Here is a 15,080-nt window from a genome sequence, read left to right as displayed (position 1 = left end):
CATGCACGCCGACGAGGTCATGGCCGAGGTGCCGCCCGAGCAGCGCTGCACCTGCGCCTGACCAGGCACGCCGCGACGAGAACCGACAAGAACACCGACGAACGCAGGAGGACGACCGTGGAGCTCGACCCCACCGACATGAGCAAGGTCGCCAACCGGCTCAAGCGCGCCCAGGGCCAGCTCGCGGCCGTCGTGCGCATGCTCGACGAAGGGCGGGACTGCGAGGACGTCGTCACGCAGCTCTCCGCCGTCTCGCGCGCCCTGGACCGGGCCGGGTTCGCGATCATCGCGTCCGGCATGCGCCAGTGCCTCACCGAGCCGACCGAGGACGGCGAGGACCCGACGCTCGACGTGGCCAAGCTCGAGAAGCTCTTCCTCTCGCTCGCCTGAGCGCGACGGCCGGGACGCACGCGGCCCGCACCTCGCCTCACCCCTCGGGTGGGCGCGGTGCGGGCCGCGGCGTGTCAGCGTCCCGCGGGACCGCCCGCGGGAGCGACCACGCCCTCCGGGTCCTCCGCCTCGGCGTCGAGCGGCGCCGCGAACTGGCTCTCGTACAGCCGGGCGTACGCGCCGCCGGCCGCGAGCAGCTCGTCGTGGGACCCCTGCTCGACGATCGAGCCGTGCTCCATGACGAGGATCGTGTCCGCGTCGCGGATCGTCGACAGGCGGTGCGCGATGACGAACGACGTGCGGCCCTCGCGCAGCGCGTTCATCGCCTGCTGCACGAGCACCTCCGTGCGCGTGTCCACGGAGCTCGTCGCCTCGTCGAGCACGAGGATCGCCGGGTCGGCGAGGAACGCGCGCGCGATGGTGAGGAGCTGCTTCTCCCCCGCGCTCACGCTCGAGCCCTCGTCGTCGATCACCGTGGCGTACCCGTCGGGCAGCGTGCGCACGAACGGGTCGACGTGCGTCGCACGCGTCGCGGCGAGGAACGCCTCGTCGTCCACGGTGCGGCCGTCGCGGACGCCGTAGCGCAGGTTCTCCTCGATCGTGCCCTGGAAGAGCCACGTGTCCTGCAGGACCATCCCGATGTCGGAGCGCAGGTCGTCGCGCGTCATGTCCCGCGTGTCCACGCCGTCGAGCGTGATCCGGCCCCCGTCCACGTCGTAGAACCGCATGAGCAGGTTGACGAGCGTCGTCTTGCCCGCGCCCGTCGGCCCGACGATCGCGATCGTCTGCCCCGGCTCCACCACGAGGTCGAGGTGCTCGATGAGCGGGACGTCCGGGTCGTAGGAGAACGAGACGTCCTCGAACGCGACGCGGCCACGCACCGGGTCGACCGTCTTCGCGGGCGACGGGTCCGGCGTCTGCTCCTGTGCGTCGAGCAGGTCGTACACGCGCTCCGCCGACGCGACGCCCGACTGGAGCAGGTTCATCATCGACGCGATCTGGGTGATGGGCTGCGTGAACTGCCGCGAGTACTGGATGAACGCCTGCACGTCGCCGAGGGTCATCGTGCCCGACGCGACCCGCAGGCCGCCCACGACCGCGACGATCACGTAGTTGAGGTTCGCCAGGAAGCCCATCGCGGGCTGGATGGTGCCCGAGATGAACTGCGCGCGGAAGCTCGCGTCGTAGAGCGCCGCGTTCTCGCGCTCGAAGTCGTCGATCGCGGCCTGCTGGTGGCCGTACACCTTGACGAGCGTGTGGCCGGTGTACATCTCCTCGATGTGCGCGTTGAGGCGGCCCGTCGCGGCCCACTGCCGGATGAACTGCGGCTGGGAGCGCTTCGCGATCTGCGCCGTGACCAGCACGGACAGCGGCACGGTGACGAGCGCGACGACCGCGAGCAGCGGCGAGATCCAGAACATCACACCGAGCACGCCGACCACCGTGAGCACCGACGTCACGAGCTGCGACAGCGTCTGCGTGAGCGTCTGGGAGATGTTGTCGATGTCGTTCGTCACGCGCGAGAGGATCTCGCCGCGCGCGTTGCGGTCGAAGTACGACAGCGGCAGGCGCGCCAGCTTGGCCTGCACCTCGCCCCGCAGCCGGTAGACCGTGCGCTGCACGACGATCGCCGTGATGCGCCCCTGGAGCCAGCCGAAGAGGAACGAGCCGACGTACACGGCGAGCACCCACGCGAGCACGGTCGCGAGCGCGGTGAAGTCGATGCCCTCCCCCGGCACGAGCCCCGGCACGCCGGAGACCAGGTCGGCGACCTGGTCCTGGCCCTGCGCCCGCAGCGCCTCGACGGCCTGCTGCTGGGTGACGCCGGCCGGGAGCTGCGAGCCGACGACGCCGGCGAAGATGATGTTCGTCGCGTTGCCGAGGAGCTTCGGCCCGGCGACCGCGAGCGCCACGGACACCACGCCGAGGATCACGACGGCGACGATCGGCACGCGCTCGGGGCGCAGCGATCCCACGAACCGGCGCAGGGAGCCCTTGAAGTCGAGCGCCTTCTCCCCGGGGACGCCCATGCCGCCCATGGGGCCGTGCCCGCCGCCACCGCGGGGTCGGCCCGCGAGCCGGGTCGCGGCGACGTCGCGCCCGCCGCCCGCCGCGGGTGCGCCGTTCTCGGGAGCGCCGTCGCCCGACGTCGCGGGCGTGCGCGAGGCGTCCTGCTCGCCGCTCATGCTGCCTCCTCGATCGAGAGCTGGGAGTAGACGATCTCCTGGTACGTCTCGTTGGACTCGAGGAGCTCGGCGTGCGTGCCGCGACCGACGATGCGGCCGTGGTCGAGCACGAGGATCTGGTCGGCGCCCCGGATCGTCGCGACGCGCTGCGCCACGACGATCACGGTCGAGCGCCGGGTGCGGGGCGCGAGCGCCGCGCGCAGGCGGGCGTCCGTCGCGTAGTCGAGCGCGGAGAACGAGTCGTCGAACAGGTAGACCGCCGGGTCGCGCACGATCGCGCGGGCGATGGCGAGCCGCTGACGCTGCCCGCCCGAGAAGTTCGTGCCGCCCTGCGCGACCGGTGCGTCGAGGCCGCCGTCGAGCGCCTCGACGAAGTCGCGCGCCTGCGCCACCTCGAGGGCCTCCCACATCTGCTCCTCGGTGGCGTCCGGTCGGCCGTAGCGGAGGTTGTCGGCGACCGTCCCGGAGAAGAGGTAGGCCTTCTGCGGCACGAGGCCGAGGAGGGAGCCGAGGTCTGCGCCGGTGAGGTCGCGCACGTCGGTCCCGTCGATCCGCACGGCGCCGCCCGTCACGTCGAACAGCCGCGGGACGAGGTTGAGCAGCGTGGTCTTGCCGGAGCCGGTCGAGCCGATGATCGCCGTCGTCCGCCCGGGCTCGGCGACGAACGACACGTCGTGGAGCACGGGCTCCTCGGCCCCCGGGTAGCGGAACTCGACGCCGTCGAGCTCGACACGGCCCGTCCGCGTGGTGAGGGCGACGGGCCGCTCGGGCTCGACGACCGTCGCGCGGGTCTGCATGACGTCGGTGATGCGCTCCGCGGAGACGGCCGCGCGCGGCACCATCATGAACATCATCGTCGACATCATCACGGCCATGAGGATGTACATGAGGTACGACAGGAACGCGGTGAGCGCGCCGACCTCCATGTCGCCGGCGTCGATCTGGCGCCCGCCGAACCACAGCACCGCGATGCTCGACGCGTTCATGACGAGCATGACGGTCGGGAACATGAGCGCCATGAGCTTGCCCGCCTTGAGCGAGACGTCGAACAGGGCGTCGTTCGCGACGTCGAACCGCTCGGCCTCGCGACGCTCGCGCACGAACGCGCGGATCACGCGGATGCCGGTGATCTGCTCGCGCAGCACGGCGTTGATGCCGTCGATCTTCTTCTGCATCTGCCGGAAGTAGGGCACCATCCGCCAGATGATGAGCCCGACGCTCACCCCGAGGACGGGCACGATGACGAGCAGCAGGCCGGAGAGCTCGACGTTCTCCTGCAGCGCCATGACGACGCCGCCGACCAGCATGATCGGCGCCATGACCATGATGGTCAGCGAGAGCAGCACGAGCATCTGCACCTGCTGCACGTCGTTCGTCGTGCGGGTGATGAGGGACGGCGCCCCGAACTGGCCCATCTCCTGGGCCGAGAAGCGCTGCACGTTGGTGAACAGCCCGGCGCGCACGTCGCGGCCGAACGACATGGCGACCCGCGCGCCGAAGTAGACGGCCGCGACCGCGCACACGACCTGGCCCAGGCTCACGAGGAGCATGAGGCCGCCGGTCCGCATGATGTAGGCGGTGTCGCCCTGCGTGACGCCCTGGTCGATGATGTCGGCGTTGAGGCTCGGCAGGTAGAGCGACGCGAGCGTCGCGAGGAGCTGGAGCACGAGGAGGACGACGATCGGCGTCCGGTAGGGACGCAGTCGTGTCCGCAAGAGGCTGACGAGCATGGGCTTCCTGTCCGGGTGGGGGCTGCGGGACGAGGGCGCGAGCCGCGGGTCGCGGGTGCGCGGGGCGGGCGGCACCGGGCGAGGGTGCGCGCGCGTCGTGGACGGGCCGCCGGTCAGGGCGACGGGTCGGTCGTGACGTCCGCCCCGATGCCGCCGAGGATGAGGTCGGCGAGCTGCACGGCGTCGAGCCTGTCACCGCCCGAGAGGTGCGGCAAGGCGTTTCCGAAGACGAGCGAGAACAGCGCCCGCGCGGCCAGCGCCGGGTCCACGCGCAGCTGCGTCCGGTGCGCCGCGAGCTTGCTCTCGATCGCCGCGACGATCTCGCGCGCCGACCGCTCCCGGGCGTCGAACCCGGCCCGACGAGCGTCCCGGCCGTCCCCGGCCCGCATCCGGCGCACGGCCTCGGCGCGGTCCGCCGTCGCGCGGTGCGGGTCGAGCACCTGGTGCGCCGCGGCGAAGATGCGCATCCCGACGCGCTGCGCCTCGAGCAGGAACTCGACGATGCTCACGACGAGCGGACGCAGCCCGTCGCCGTCCGGGAGCGTGCCGATCGCGGCGACGGCGGGCGCCGGGTCGAGCGAGCGCACGACCGCGGCGTGGAGGATCTCGTCCTTGTCCGCGAACGCGCGGAACAGCGTGCCCTCCGCGACGCCCGCGGCGTCGGCGATCTGGCGCGTCGTCACGGCGGCGCCGTGCTGGACGAGCAGCGGGATCGTCGCGGCGGCGATCGCGTCGCGGCGCTCCTCGCGCGAGAGCGGTCGCGCACGCGTGCGCTCCGGAGCGGGCGCCTCGGACGGCGCGCCCGAGGGCGCGTCGAGAGGAGCGTCGGGCGGGGCGTCGGAGGGCACGGAGACGGGGACCACGCCTCGACGGTAACTGAGTGAGCACTCACTCTCAAGGCCGTCCGCTCCCGGCGAACCTCCCGCGGGCGGCACGACGACGCCCCCGCACCCGGGTGGGTGCAGGGGCGTCGTCGTGCGTGGCCGGGGCCACCGCGGCCGCTCGGGCTGCGCGGTGGCGCCCCGTCAGTGCCGCGGCGAGAAGGACGGCGGCGGGCCGCCGGCGGGCGGCTCGTCGCGCGGGGGCTCGTCCGTGGTCGGCGCGTCCTCGACGATCGGCTGCGGAGGCGGCGCGTACTGCGACGGCCCGCCCAGCGGACGCGGCGTGGCGGTCCCGGGCTCCGGCGCGGCCGCGTGGTGCTCGCCGGGGCCGCCCGGGTGCTGGCCCCGCTCGGTCTGCGGGTCGAACGGCAGGCCCGACCGCGTGCCCGAGCTCGTCGCGTCCGCGGTCGCGGCCTCCGCCTGACGCCGCGCCTCGGCCAGGGCCTCGGCGGGGTCGGTCAGCGACGGGACGCCGAACTTCACGCGGTCACGGTCGCGCTCGCGACGCGCCTCGGCGCTCGCCTCTGCCGCCTCCGCGTCCTCGGCAGGGCCCCCGCTCGGCACTCCCCCGCCGTCGATCCCCGGCACGCCGCCGAACCCCTTGGCGATCGAGCCGAGCGCCGCCGTGAACTCCGTCGGCACGACCCACAGCTTGCTCGCCGTGCCGTTCGCGATCTGCGGGAGCATCTGGAGGTACTGGTAGGCGAGCAGCTTCGGGTCCGCGTCGCCCTCGTGGATGGCGTCGAAGACCTGGAGGATCGCGCGCGCCTCGCCCTCGGCCCGGAGGATCTGGGACTGCGCGTCACCCTCGGCCCGGAGGATCGCCGCCTGCTTCTCACCCTCGGCCGTGAGGATCTGCGACTGCTTGACGCCCTCCGCGGTGAGGATCGCGGCGCGGCGGTCACGCTCGGCGCGCATCTGCTGCTCCATGGAGCCCTGCACGCTGGGCGGCGGGTCGATCGACTTGAGCTCGACGCGGTTCACGCGGATGCCCCAGCGGCCGGTCGCCTCGTCGAGCACGCCGCGGAGCTGGCCGTTGATCTGGTCGCGGCTCGTGAGCGTCTGCTCGAGGTCCATCGAGCCGATGACGTTGCGCAGGGTCGTGACGGTGAGCTGCTCGATCGCGGTGATGTAGTTCGCGATCTCGTAGACCGCGGACTTCGGCTCGGTGACCTGGAAGTAGATCACCGTGTCGATGCTCACCACGAGGTTGTCGGACGTGATGACCGGCTGCGGCGGGAACGACACGACCTGCTCGCGCAGGTCCACCGAGGCGCGGACGCGGTCGATGAACGGCACCAGGAGGTGCAGGCCCGGCTCGAGCGTGCGCGAGTACCGGCCCAGGCGCTCGACGATGATCGCGACCGCCTGCGGCACGATGCGCACCGCCTTGACGAGCGCGACGATCACGAAGATCAGGATCAGCGCGAGGACGACGTACGCGAGGATCGTTCCGGGACTGGGATCGTTCATCGACTGCCTCCTGGTCGTCGGTCGCGCGACCGGTCGCCCGGCGGCGCGGTGCGGGTGTGCCGGCTGGTCACGACCCGGTGGGGTGCTGGGCGGGCAGCGGCGCGACGACGGCCGTCGCGCCGTCGATCCGGACGACGCGCACCTCCGTGCCCACGGGGATCTGCGGCGCGTCGGGCTCGGTCCGCGCGGTCCAGACCTCGCCGACGAGCTTCACGCGGCCGCCGAACTCGCTCACGCGGTCGACGGCGAGCGCCGTGCGGCCGACGTGCGCCGCGACGTTCGTCTCCGTGAGCGGGACGCGCGAGCGCAGGTGCCGCAGGAGCCACGGGCGCAGCGTGAGGAGCAGGATGACGCTCACGACCGCGAACGCGACGATCTGGAGCCAGAGCGGCCCGCCGGCGGCGTTGACGCCGGCCGCGGCGAGCGATCCCCCGGCGAGCATGATGAGCACGAGGTCGAGCGAGATGATCTCCACGAGACCGAGGAGCAGTGCCGCTCCGACCCACCACAGCCAGTCCATCTCGACCCCCGTTCCCACGTGCGCGCTTTACGCGTACTTTACCGTTCTTCCGCCCGCCGTGCACGCCCCCGGCGCACGTCGCGTGGAGGTCACGCCCGCGCGGCGCGCGCCATCCACCGGCCGCCGCCGTGCGCGACGAGCAGCGGCACGCCGAACGCGTCGCTGAGGTTCTCCGCGGTGAGCACCTCGCGGATCGGGCCGGCGGTGTGCACGACGCCGTCCTTGAGCAGCAGGACGTGCGTGAAGCCCGGCGGGATCTCCTCGACGTGGTGCGTGACGAGCACGAGGACCGGCGACGCCGGGTCCCCCGCGAGCTCCGCGAGCGCGCCCACGAGCTCCTCGCGGCCCCCGAGGTCGAGGCCCGCGGCGGGCTCGTCGAGCAGCAGGAGCTCCGGGTCCGTCATGAGGGCGCGCGCGATCTGCGTGCGCTTGCGCTCCCCCTCGGACAGCGTGCCGAAGGTGCGGTCCGCGAGGTGGTCGACGCCGAACGCGGCGAGCAGGTCGTCCGCGCGCTGCGCGTCGAACTCCTCGTACTCCTCGCGCCACCGGCCCGTGACGCCGTAGGCGGCGGTGAGCACGACGTCGCGCACGGTCTCGTCGCCGGGGATGCGGTCGGCCAGGGCCGCGGACGCGAGCCCGACGCGCGGGCGCAGCTCGAACACGTCGACGCGGCCGAGCCGCTCGCCGAGGACGTCGGCCGTGCCGGCCGTGGGGTGCATGCGTGCGGACGCGATCTGCAGGAGCGTCGTCTTGCCGGCGCCGTTGCGGCCCAGCACGACCCACCGCTCGCCCTCGTTCACCTGCCAGTCCACCGCGTCGAGGATGGTCTTGGGGTGGCGTCGGACGGTGACGCCCTTCAGGTCGAGAACCGCGCTCATGGTCACCGACCCTATAGGTTGGCCGTCGTGGTCTCACACTCGTCCGGGGGTCCGCACGACGCCCCGCAGCCCGCCCCGGGCCCCGGCTCCGCGTCGAGCACGGGCGCCCTCCCTCGCAGCGCCCTGCTCGCGCTCTGGCTGCGCGCCGCGCGCCTCGGCGACGACGACGGGACCGCCCGCCTCGTGCGCGCCGTGGAGCGCGACGACGAGCCGCACGTGGTGTCCGGGGCGCTCGGCGACGTCCGGCTCGCGGACCTCGCGGGCGCGTGGGCCGGCGACGCGCGCGAGGTCGTCGCGCTCGCACCCGTCCCCGGCGACGTGTCGGGCGTCCCGCCCGAGGCCGCCGCACGCGCGACGGACGCGGGCGAGTGCGTCGTGGTCACGACGTCGTCCGGGTCGTGGGCGATCGTGCCCGAGGTCACGGAGTTCGGCAGCGACCTGGAGCCGGGCCACCTCGTCACGTGGCACGTCACGCAGGTCGGGCCGTGGAGCGCCCGCGTGCTCGGCGCCGTCGGGTCGCTCCCCGAGGCCGAGCGCGACCTGCGCACGGCGCTGCTGCTGGCCACGCGCGCCCTCGACGAGCTCGACGTCGCCCGCTGGCGCGACGACGCCGCGGGCGCCATCGCCGACCTGCGCGCGGGCGGCGCCCCGACCTGGCAGCTCCCGCCCGGCGTCCCGCCGCGCGCCGTCCAGGTCCTCGTGCAGGCCGTGCGCCTGCGCGCGATCGTCGACCTCGCGACCGCCGACGACGGCGGGGCCGTCAACCTCTGGCAGGCCGACCAGCGCTCGACCGCGCTGCGCGAGGTCGACCGCGCGTCCCGCCACGCCGTGGGCGCCGCCACGTTCTGGACCGCCACCGCCTGACCCGGGCCACGGACCGCCGCCGCCTGGCCCGGTCCGCGCGGCGTCGGCCGTCAGGCGCGCGACGTCACGTACGCGTCGAGGTGGGCGAGCGAGGAGGCCATCCCGGCGGCGTGGTCCGCCGGGGAGATGCCTGGCGGCACGCCCGTCGCGCGGACCGTGACGCGCGCGCCGTCCCCGACCGGCTCGACGATCCACGTCATCGTCATGGTCCCGGCGAACGCCGAATCGTCCGCGGCGAAGACGACCTCCTGCACGACGCTCCGACCCGGGACGAGGTCCACGACGGCGACGTCGACGACGTCGGTCCCCTGGCCCGTCTTCCCGGGGTCGGCCTGCGGGTCGTCATAGGCGAGGACCATGCGGTAGCCGCCGCCGGGGCGCAGGTCGAAGCGCTCGAAGCTCCCCGTCATGCCGTCGGGCGGGAGCCAGGCCGCGAGCGCGTCCTGGTCGACGAGCGCGCGGTACACGGCGCGGGGCGCGGCGGCGACGAGGCGCGACGCCTCGTCGACCCGGTCGCTCCCCGCGGTGCTCACGACTGCCCCAGCACCGTCCGGTAGACCTCGAGCGTGCGCTCGCCGATCGCGTCCCACGCGAAGTGGTCCTCGACGCGCTGCCGCGCCGCGCGGCCCATGGCGGCGGCCCGCTCGGGTTCGCTCACGACCTGCGTGAGGGCGGCGGCGAGGTCGGCGACGAAGCGGTCGGGGTCGAGCGGCGTGCCCGTGCCGTCGTCCGCCTGGTCGATCGGCACGAGGAGGCCGGTGACGCCGTCGTCCACGACCTCGGGGATGCCGCCCGTGGCGGTCCCGACGACGGGCAGCCCGACGGCCATCGCCTCGAGGTTGACGATGCCGAGCGGCTCGTACACGGACGGGCAGACGAAGACGGTCGACGCGGCGAGCACCGCGACGAGCTCGGCGCGCGGCAGCATCTGCTCGATCCAGACGACCCCGCTGCGCTCGGCCTGCAGCTCGGCGACGGCGCCGCTCACCTCCGCGGCGATCTCCGGGGTGTCCGGAGCGCCCGCGCACAGGACGAGCTGGACGTCGTCGGGCAGCGAGCGCGCGGCCCGCAGCAGGTACGGCAGCCCCTTCTGGCGCGTGATCCGCCCGACGAACACCACGGCAGGCCGCCCCGGGTCGATCCCCAGGTCGCGCACGACGCGGTCGGCGACGTCCTGCTGCACGCCGGGCTCGGGGCGGCGCCAGCCGTCGAGGTCGATCCCGTTGTGCACGACGTGCACCTTCGCCGGGTCGACCTGCGGGTAGACGCGCAGGATGTCGTCGCGCATCCCGCCGGAGACCGCGACGATCCCCGCCGCACCCTCGTACGCGGTGCGCTCCGCCCACGACGACAGCGCGTACCCGCCGCCGAGCTGCTCCGCCTTCCACGGCCGCAGCGGCTCGAGCGAGTGCGCGGACAGCACGTGCGGGACGCCGTGCAGCAGCCCCGCGAGGTGGCCCCCGAGGTTCGCGTACCAGGTGTGCGAGTGCACGAGGTCGGCGCCCGCAACGTCGTCCGCCATCTGCAGGTCGACGCCGAACGTGCCGAGCGCGGCGTTCGCCCCGGACAGGACGCCGGGCACGGAGTACCCGGTCACGCCGTCGTCGCCGCGCGGGCCGTCGAAGCAGCGCACGCGCACGTCGACGTGGCGCCGCAGCACCGCGGACAGCTCGGCGACGTGCACGCCGGCCCCGCCGTAGACGTGCGGCGGGTACTCACGGGTCAGGAGGTCGACTCTCACGCGCCACACCGTAACCGAGTCGCCCGCCGCCGACCCCCGGTGGGCGGGGCCGACGCGACCCGCGCCCAGGATGCGGGTCCTGCTGCGTGGTCCCGCCCCGAGGGGCTACCGTCTGGGCATGGCCGCCGCACCCCGAGTCCTCGCCATCGTCCTCGCCGGGGGCGAGGGCAAGCGCCTCATGCCGCTCACCGCCTCACGGGCCAAGCCCGCGGTGCCGTTCGGGGGCATCTACCGCCTCGTGGACTTCGCGCTGTCCAACCTCGTGAACTCGCACTACCTGCACATCATCGTGCTCACGCAGTACAAGTCGCACAGCCTCGACCGGCACATCACGAAGACGTGGCGCATGTCGTCGCTGCTCGGCAACTACGTCGCGCCGGTGCCCGCGCAGCAGCGCGTCGGCAAGCACTGGTACCTCGGCAGCGCGGACGCGATCTACCAGTGCCTCAACATCATCGACGACGAGCGTCCGGACATCGTCGTGGTCGTGGGCGCGGACCACGTGTACCGCATGGACTTCTCCCAGATGGTCGACGCGCACGTCGAGTCCGGCGCGCAGCTCACCGTCGCGGGCATCCGCCAGCCGATCTCGATGGCGGACCAGTTCGGCGTCATCGAGACCGACCCGAAGGACCCGACGAAGATCGCCGCGTTCCGCGAGAAGCCGTCGGACCCGGTGGGCCTCGCTGACTCCCCGGACGAGGTGCTCGCCTCGATGGGCAACTACGTCATCGACACCGACGCGCTGGTCGAGGCCGTCACGTCCGACGCCGCGAACGCGGACTCCCGCCACGACATGGGCGGCGACATCGTGCCCGCCTTCGTCGAGAAGGGCACCGCGGCGGTCTACGACTTCATCCGCAACGACGTGCCGGGCTCGACGGACCGCGACCGCGACTACTGGCGCGACGTGGGGACGATCGACTCGTACTACGACGCGAACAAGGACCTCATCGCCGTCACGCCGGTCTTCAACCTCTACAACGAGGAGTGGCCGCTGCACACCGGCTACACCGGTCTGCCGCCCGCGAAGTTCGTGCACGCCGGGCGCGGCCGCCTGGGCCACGCCGCGGACTCGATCGTCTCCCCCGGCGTGATCATCTCGGGCGCGACGGCGGTCGGCTCCGTCCTGTCGCCCGGCACCTACCTGCACTCGTGGTCGTCCGTCTCGGACTCCGTGCTCATGGACGGCGTGCAGGTGCACCGCCACGCGCAGGTGCACCGCGCGATCATCGACAAGAACGTCGTCGTCGGGGAGCAGGCCCGCATCGGCCTCGACCCGGAGCAGGACCGCGCGCGCGGCTTCACGGTCACCGAGTCCGGGATCACGGTCGTCCCCAAGGGGACGGTCGTCGAGTGACGCCTTCCCCGACCGGCGTCGTGCACGTGCCCGACGCCGCGCCGAGCCCTGCCCCGCCCGCGACCGCCAGCCCGAGGAGCCCTCGCGTGACCCCCGACCCGCCGAGCGCCCCCGTGCGGCTCCTCGTCATGGACGTCGACTCGACGCTCATCGAGCAGGAGGTCATCGAGCTCCTCGCCGACCACGCCGGCACGCGCACCGAGGTCGCCGCGGTGACCGAGCGCGCGATGCGCGGCGAGATCGACTTCGGCGCCTCGCTGCGCGAGCGCGTGGCGACCCTCGCGGGCGTGCCCGTCGAGGCGTTCGACGACGTCCGCGAGCGCGCGACCTTCACCCCCGGCGTCCGTGAGCTCGTCGCCGAGGCGCGGCGCCGCGGCTGGGAGGTCGCGCTCGTCTCGGGCGGCTTCGAGGAAGTCGTGGCCGGGCTCGCGGCCGAGCTCGGCATCACGCGCTTCCGCGCGAACCGGCTCGAGGTCTCCGGCGGGCGGCTCACGGGCCGCACGACCGGGCCAGTGGTCGACCGTGCGGCGAAGGAGGCCGCGCTGCGCGAGTTCGCGGCCGAGCTCGGCCTGCCCATGAGCGCGACCATCGCCGTGGGCGACGGCGCGAACGACCTCGACATGATCGGCGCCGCGGGCGTCGGCATCGCGTTCGGGGCCAAGCCCGTCGTGCGCGAGCAGGCGCCCTACGGCGTCGACGGACCGCGTCTCGACGCGGTGCTCGCGGTCGTCGACCAGGTCGACGCCGCGCGCTGACGCCGGACGCACGAGAGCCCTGGCACCGTGGGGTGCCAGGGCTCTGTCGTGCGGGTGCGCCGGGACCGGGTCAGGACGGGCGGCCCACGTAGGTCAGCAGGGCGGCCTGCGGCTCCCACGCGTCCCACGACGCCCCGGACTCCAGCACCGAGTACGTCGCGGTCGGCACGCCGACGCGCACCTGGGCGAGCGCGCCGCCGTCGGACGCCGGGTCCGCCAGGTACGACGCGGTGGCCGCCATCGTGGGCTCGTGCCCGACGACGAGCAGCGTGCGGACCCGCGGGTCCGTGGTGCGCAGGAGGTCCAGGACGTCGGCGACGTCGGCCGCGTAGAGGCCGTCGCTCACGAGCACGTCGGGCGCGACGTCGCCCAGGTGCGCCGACAGGAGCTCCCACGTCTGACGCGTGCGCAGCGCGGAGGAGCACAGCACGCGCTCGGGGACGAGCCCCGTCTCGCGCAGCGCCGCGCCGACGCGCACCGCCTGCCGGCGGCCGTTCAGCGCGAGGGGGCGCAGCACGTCGTCGACGCTCCCGCCGCCGGGCTCGGCCTTCGCGTGGCGCAGCAGGACGAGGCGGCGCGTGCCGCCGTCGGGGGTCTGCGCGCCGTTGCGCTCCTCCGCGGTCACTGCCCCATGGCGTGCACGCCGCCGTCGACGTGCACGATCTCGCCGGTCGTCGCCGGGAACCAGTCGGACAGGAGCGCGACGACCGCGCGCGCGGCGGGCTCCGCCGTCGTCTGGTCCCAGCCGAGGGGCGCCCGGTTCGGCCAGGCGTCCTCCATCTGCGCGAAGCCCGGGATGGACTTCGCCGCCGTGGTGCGGATCGGGCCCGCGGAGACGAGGTTGGCCCGGATGCCGTCGGGGCCGAGGTCGCGCGCGAGGTAGCGGTTCGCGGACTCGAGGCCCGCCTTCGCGACGCCCATCCAGTCGTAGACCGGCCAGGCGAACTGCGCGTCGAACGTGAGGCCGACGACGGCGCCGCCGTCGGTCATGAGCGGCTTCGCCGCGACCGCGAGCGACTTGTAGGAGAACGTCGAGACCTGGAGCGCGGTCGCCACGTCCTCCCAGGTGCCGGAGAGGAAGTTGCCGCCCATGACGCTCTGCGGCGCGAAGCCGATGGAGTGCACGACGCCGTCGAGGCGGTCCGTGTGCTCGCGCACCGCGTCCGCGAGGCCGGCGAGGTCGTCGTCGTTCGTGACGTCGAGCTGCACGACGGGCGCCTCGACCGGCAGGCGCTTCGCGAAGGCCTGCGTGAGCTTCATCTGGCGGCCGAACGAGGAGAGCACGACCTCGGCACCCTCCTCCTGCGCGAGCCGCGCCGCGTGGAACGCGATCGAGGAGTCGGTGAGCACTCCCGTGACGAGGAGCTTCTTGCCATCGAGCAGACCCATCGGTTTCCTTCCGTCGTGCGCCCGCTGTGGGCGCGCTGAGGCGAGCGTACTGAAAGAGAGGTGGGGCGGGCGCGTCGGTGACGGCGCCGCGGGACGGGCGCGCGAGGCGCCGCGGGGTGCGGTCAGTGGCCCATGCCGAGGCCGCCGTCGACGGGGATCACGGCCCCCGAGACGTACGCCGCGTCGTCGGACGCGAGGAACTGCACGACCCCGGCGACCTCGTCCGCCTGGGCGAACCGGCCCGCAGGGATGGCGGACTTGTACGCGGCCTGGCGCTCCTCGGGGAGCTCGGCGGTCATCGCGGTGTCGATGAACCCGGGCGCCACGACGTTCGCCGTGATGTTGCGCGACCCGAGCTCGCGCGTGATCGAGCGCGCCATGCCCACGAGCGCGGCCTTCGAGGCGGCGTAGTTGACCTGGCCCGCGCCGCCGTAGAGGCCGATCACGGACGACACGAGCACGATGCGCCCGCGGCGCAGCCGGATCATGCCCTTCGTCACCCGGCGCACGCAGCGGAACGTGCCGGTGAGGTTGACGTCGATCACGGACTCGAAGTCCTCGTCCGTCATCCGCAGCAGGAGCTGGTCGTGCGTGACGCCCGCGTTCGCGACGAGCACCTCGACCGGGCCGAGCTCCTTCTCGATCTCGGAGAACGCGGCGTCGACGGCGGCGGTGTCGGTGATGTCCGCCACGGCGCCGAAGACGCCCGCGGGCAGGTCACCGCCGCGGTAGACGGTCGCGACGCGGTCGCCGTTCGCGACGAAGCGCTCGGCGATGGCACGGCCGATGCCCCGGTTCGCGCCGGTGACGACGACGGTGCGCGGGGCGGGGGCGGTGGCTTCGGACACGTGCGGCTCCTCGGGACGGTCGGGTGGGTCGGCGGCGGCCGGGGACGGGTCCCGCACGGCCGGTG

At 73.8% G+C, this 15,080-nt stretch carries 15 protein-coding genes; 4 read left to right on the top strand and 11 right to left on the bottom strand.

All coding sequences use genetic code 11. From position 1 onward, the window contains the following. Positions 1–117 precede the first annotated feature (117 nt). Positions 118–390 (top strand): metal-sensitive transcriptional regulator, encoded by a 273-nt coding sequence (locus B8281_RS11645; RefSeq protein ID WP_021482683.1) that lies wholly within the window; start codon positions 118–120, stop codon positions 388–390. 74 nt (positions 391–464) lie between these two features. Here B8281_RS11645 and B8281_RS11640 read toward each other — a convergent pair whose 3' ends face one another. From B8281_RS11640 to B8281_RS11615, 6 genes are all read right to left on the bottom strand, one after another. Continuing rightward, the gene (locus B8281_RS11640) at positions 465–2,576 is read right to left on the bottom strand and encodes an ABC transporter ATP-binding protein (RefSeq protein WP_085387787.1); all 2,112 of its coding nucleotides are present in this window, start codon (positions 2,574–2,576) and stop codon (positions 465–467) included. Continuing rightward, positions 2,573–4,306 carry an ABC transporter ATP-binding protein gene (locus B8281_RS11635; protein ID WP_021483161.1) on the bottom strand — a complete coding sequence of 578 codons (1,734 nt, stop codon included), beginning with the start codon at positions 4,304–4,306 and terminating at the stop codon, positions 2,573–2,575. The genes B8281_RS11640 and B8281_RS11635 overlap by 4 nt, the downstream gene beginning before the upstream one ends. Positions 4,307–4,419: 113 nt before the next feature. Next, positions 4,420–5,169 carry a TetR/AcrR family transcriptional regulator gene (locus B8281_RS11630; protein WP_198163059.1) on the bottom strand — a complete coding sequence of 250 codons (750 nt, stop codon included), beginning with the start codon at positions 5,167–5,169 and terminating at the stop codon, positions 4,420–4,422. Positions 5,170–5,331: 162 nt separating this feature from the next. Next, positions 5,332–6,660 (bottom strand): SPFH domain-containing protein, encoded by a 1,329-nt coding sequence (locus B8281_RS11625; protein WP_085387785.1) that lies wholly within the window; start codon positions 6,658–6,660, stop codon positions 5,332–5,334. Between the two features lie 67 nt (positions 6,661–6,727). Then, a complete protein-coding gene (locus B8281_RS11620; RefSeq protein WP_306303300.1) occupies positions 6,728–7,198 on the bottom strand; it encodes an NfeD family protein in 471 nt (156 codons plus the stop codon). A gap of 71 nt (positions 7,199–7,269) precedes the next feature. Next, on the bottom strand, positions 7,270–8,058 hold the full coding sequence (locus B8281_RS11615; RefSeq protein ID WP_021483599.1) for an ABC transporter ATP-binding protein: 789 nt from the start codon (positions 8,056–8,058) through the stop codon (positions 7,270–7,272). Between the two features lie 27 nt (positions 8,059–8,085). Between B8281_RS11615 and B8281_RS11610 the strand changes: the two genes are divergently transcribed. Continuing rightward, entirely contained in the window at positions 8,086–8,922 is an 837-nt protein-coding gene (locus tag B8281_RS11610; protein ID WP_157446619.1) for a hypothetical protein, read from the top strand. A gap of 50 nt (positions 8,923–8,972) precedes the next feature. On the opposite strand, the gene B8281_RS11605 is transcribed toward B8281_RS11610, so the two are convergent. Continuing rightward, positions 8,973–9,455: an SRPBCC domain-containing protein gene (locus B8281_RS11605; protein WP_085387784.1), complete on the bottom strand. Its 483-nt coding sequence runs from the start codon at positions 9,453–9,455 to the stop codon at positions 8,973–8,975. Continuing rightward, positions 9,452–10,663 (bottom strand): glycogen synthase, encoded by a 1,212-nt coding sequence (gene glgA / locus B8281_RS11600; RefSeq protein WP_085388735.1) that lies wholly within the window; start codon positions 10,661–10,663, stop codon positions 9,452–9,454. Before glgA ends, B8281_RS11605 begins: the two co-directional genes overlap by 4 nt. 118 nt (positions 10,664–10,781) lie before the next feature. On the opposite strand from glgA, the gene glgC reads away from it, so the two are divergent. Then, on the top strand, positions 10,782–12,023 hold the full coding sequence (gene glgC, locus B8281_RS11595; RefSeq protein WP_034655614.1) for a glucose-1-phosphate adenylyltransferase: 1,242 nt from the start codon (positions 10,782–10,784) through the stop codon (positions 12,021–12,023). Positions 12,024–12,151: 128 nt separating this feature from the next. After that, complete coding sequence (gene serB, locus B8281_RS11590; RefSeq protein WP_085388734.1) at positions 12,152–12,778, top strand: phosphoserine phosphatase SerB; 627 nt, start codon at positions 12,152–12,154, stop codon at positions 12,776–12,778. A 70-nt stretch (positions 12,779–12,848) separates the two neighbouring features. On the opposite strand, the gene B8281_RS11585 is transcribed toward serB, so the two are convergent. From B8281_RS11585 to fabG, 3 genes are all read right to left on the bottom strand, one after another. Beyond that, positions 12,849–13,403 (bottom strand): histidine phosphatase family protein, encoded by a 555-nt coding sequence (locus B8281_RS11585; RefSeq protein WP_076404699.1) that lies wholly within the window; start codon positions 13,401–13,403, stop codon positions 12,849–12,851. Continuing rightward, complete coding sequence (gene fabI, locus B8281_RS11580; RefSeq protein ID WP_021483251.1) at positions 13,400–14,167, bottom strand: enoyl-ACP reductase FabI; 768 nt, start codon at positions 14,165–14,167, stop codon at positions 13,400–13,402. The genes B8281_RS11585 and fabI overlap by 4 nt, the downstream gene beginning before the upstream one ends. A 122-nt stretch (positions 14,168–14,289) precedes the next feature. Further along, positions 14,290–15,015, bottom strand: a complete 726-nt coding sequence (gene fabG / locus B8281_RS11575) for a 3-oxoacyl-ACP reductase FabG (RefSeq protein WP_043653054.1) — start codon at positions 15,013–15,015, stop codon at positions 14,290–14,292. Between the last annotated feature and the right edge of the window lie 65 nt (positions 15,016–15,080).

The organism is Cellulosimicrobium sp. TH-20, from assembly GCF_002105775.1.
Lineage (GTDB): Bacteria > Actinomycetota > Actinomycetes > Actinomycetales > Cellulomonadaceae > Cellulosimicrobium > Cellulosimicrobium funkei.
This window is presented reverse-complemented; position numbering and strand designations above follow the sequence as displayed.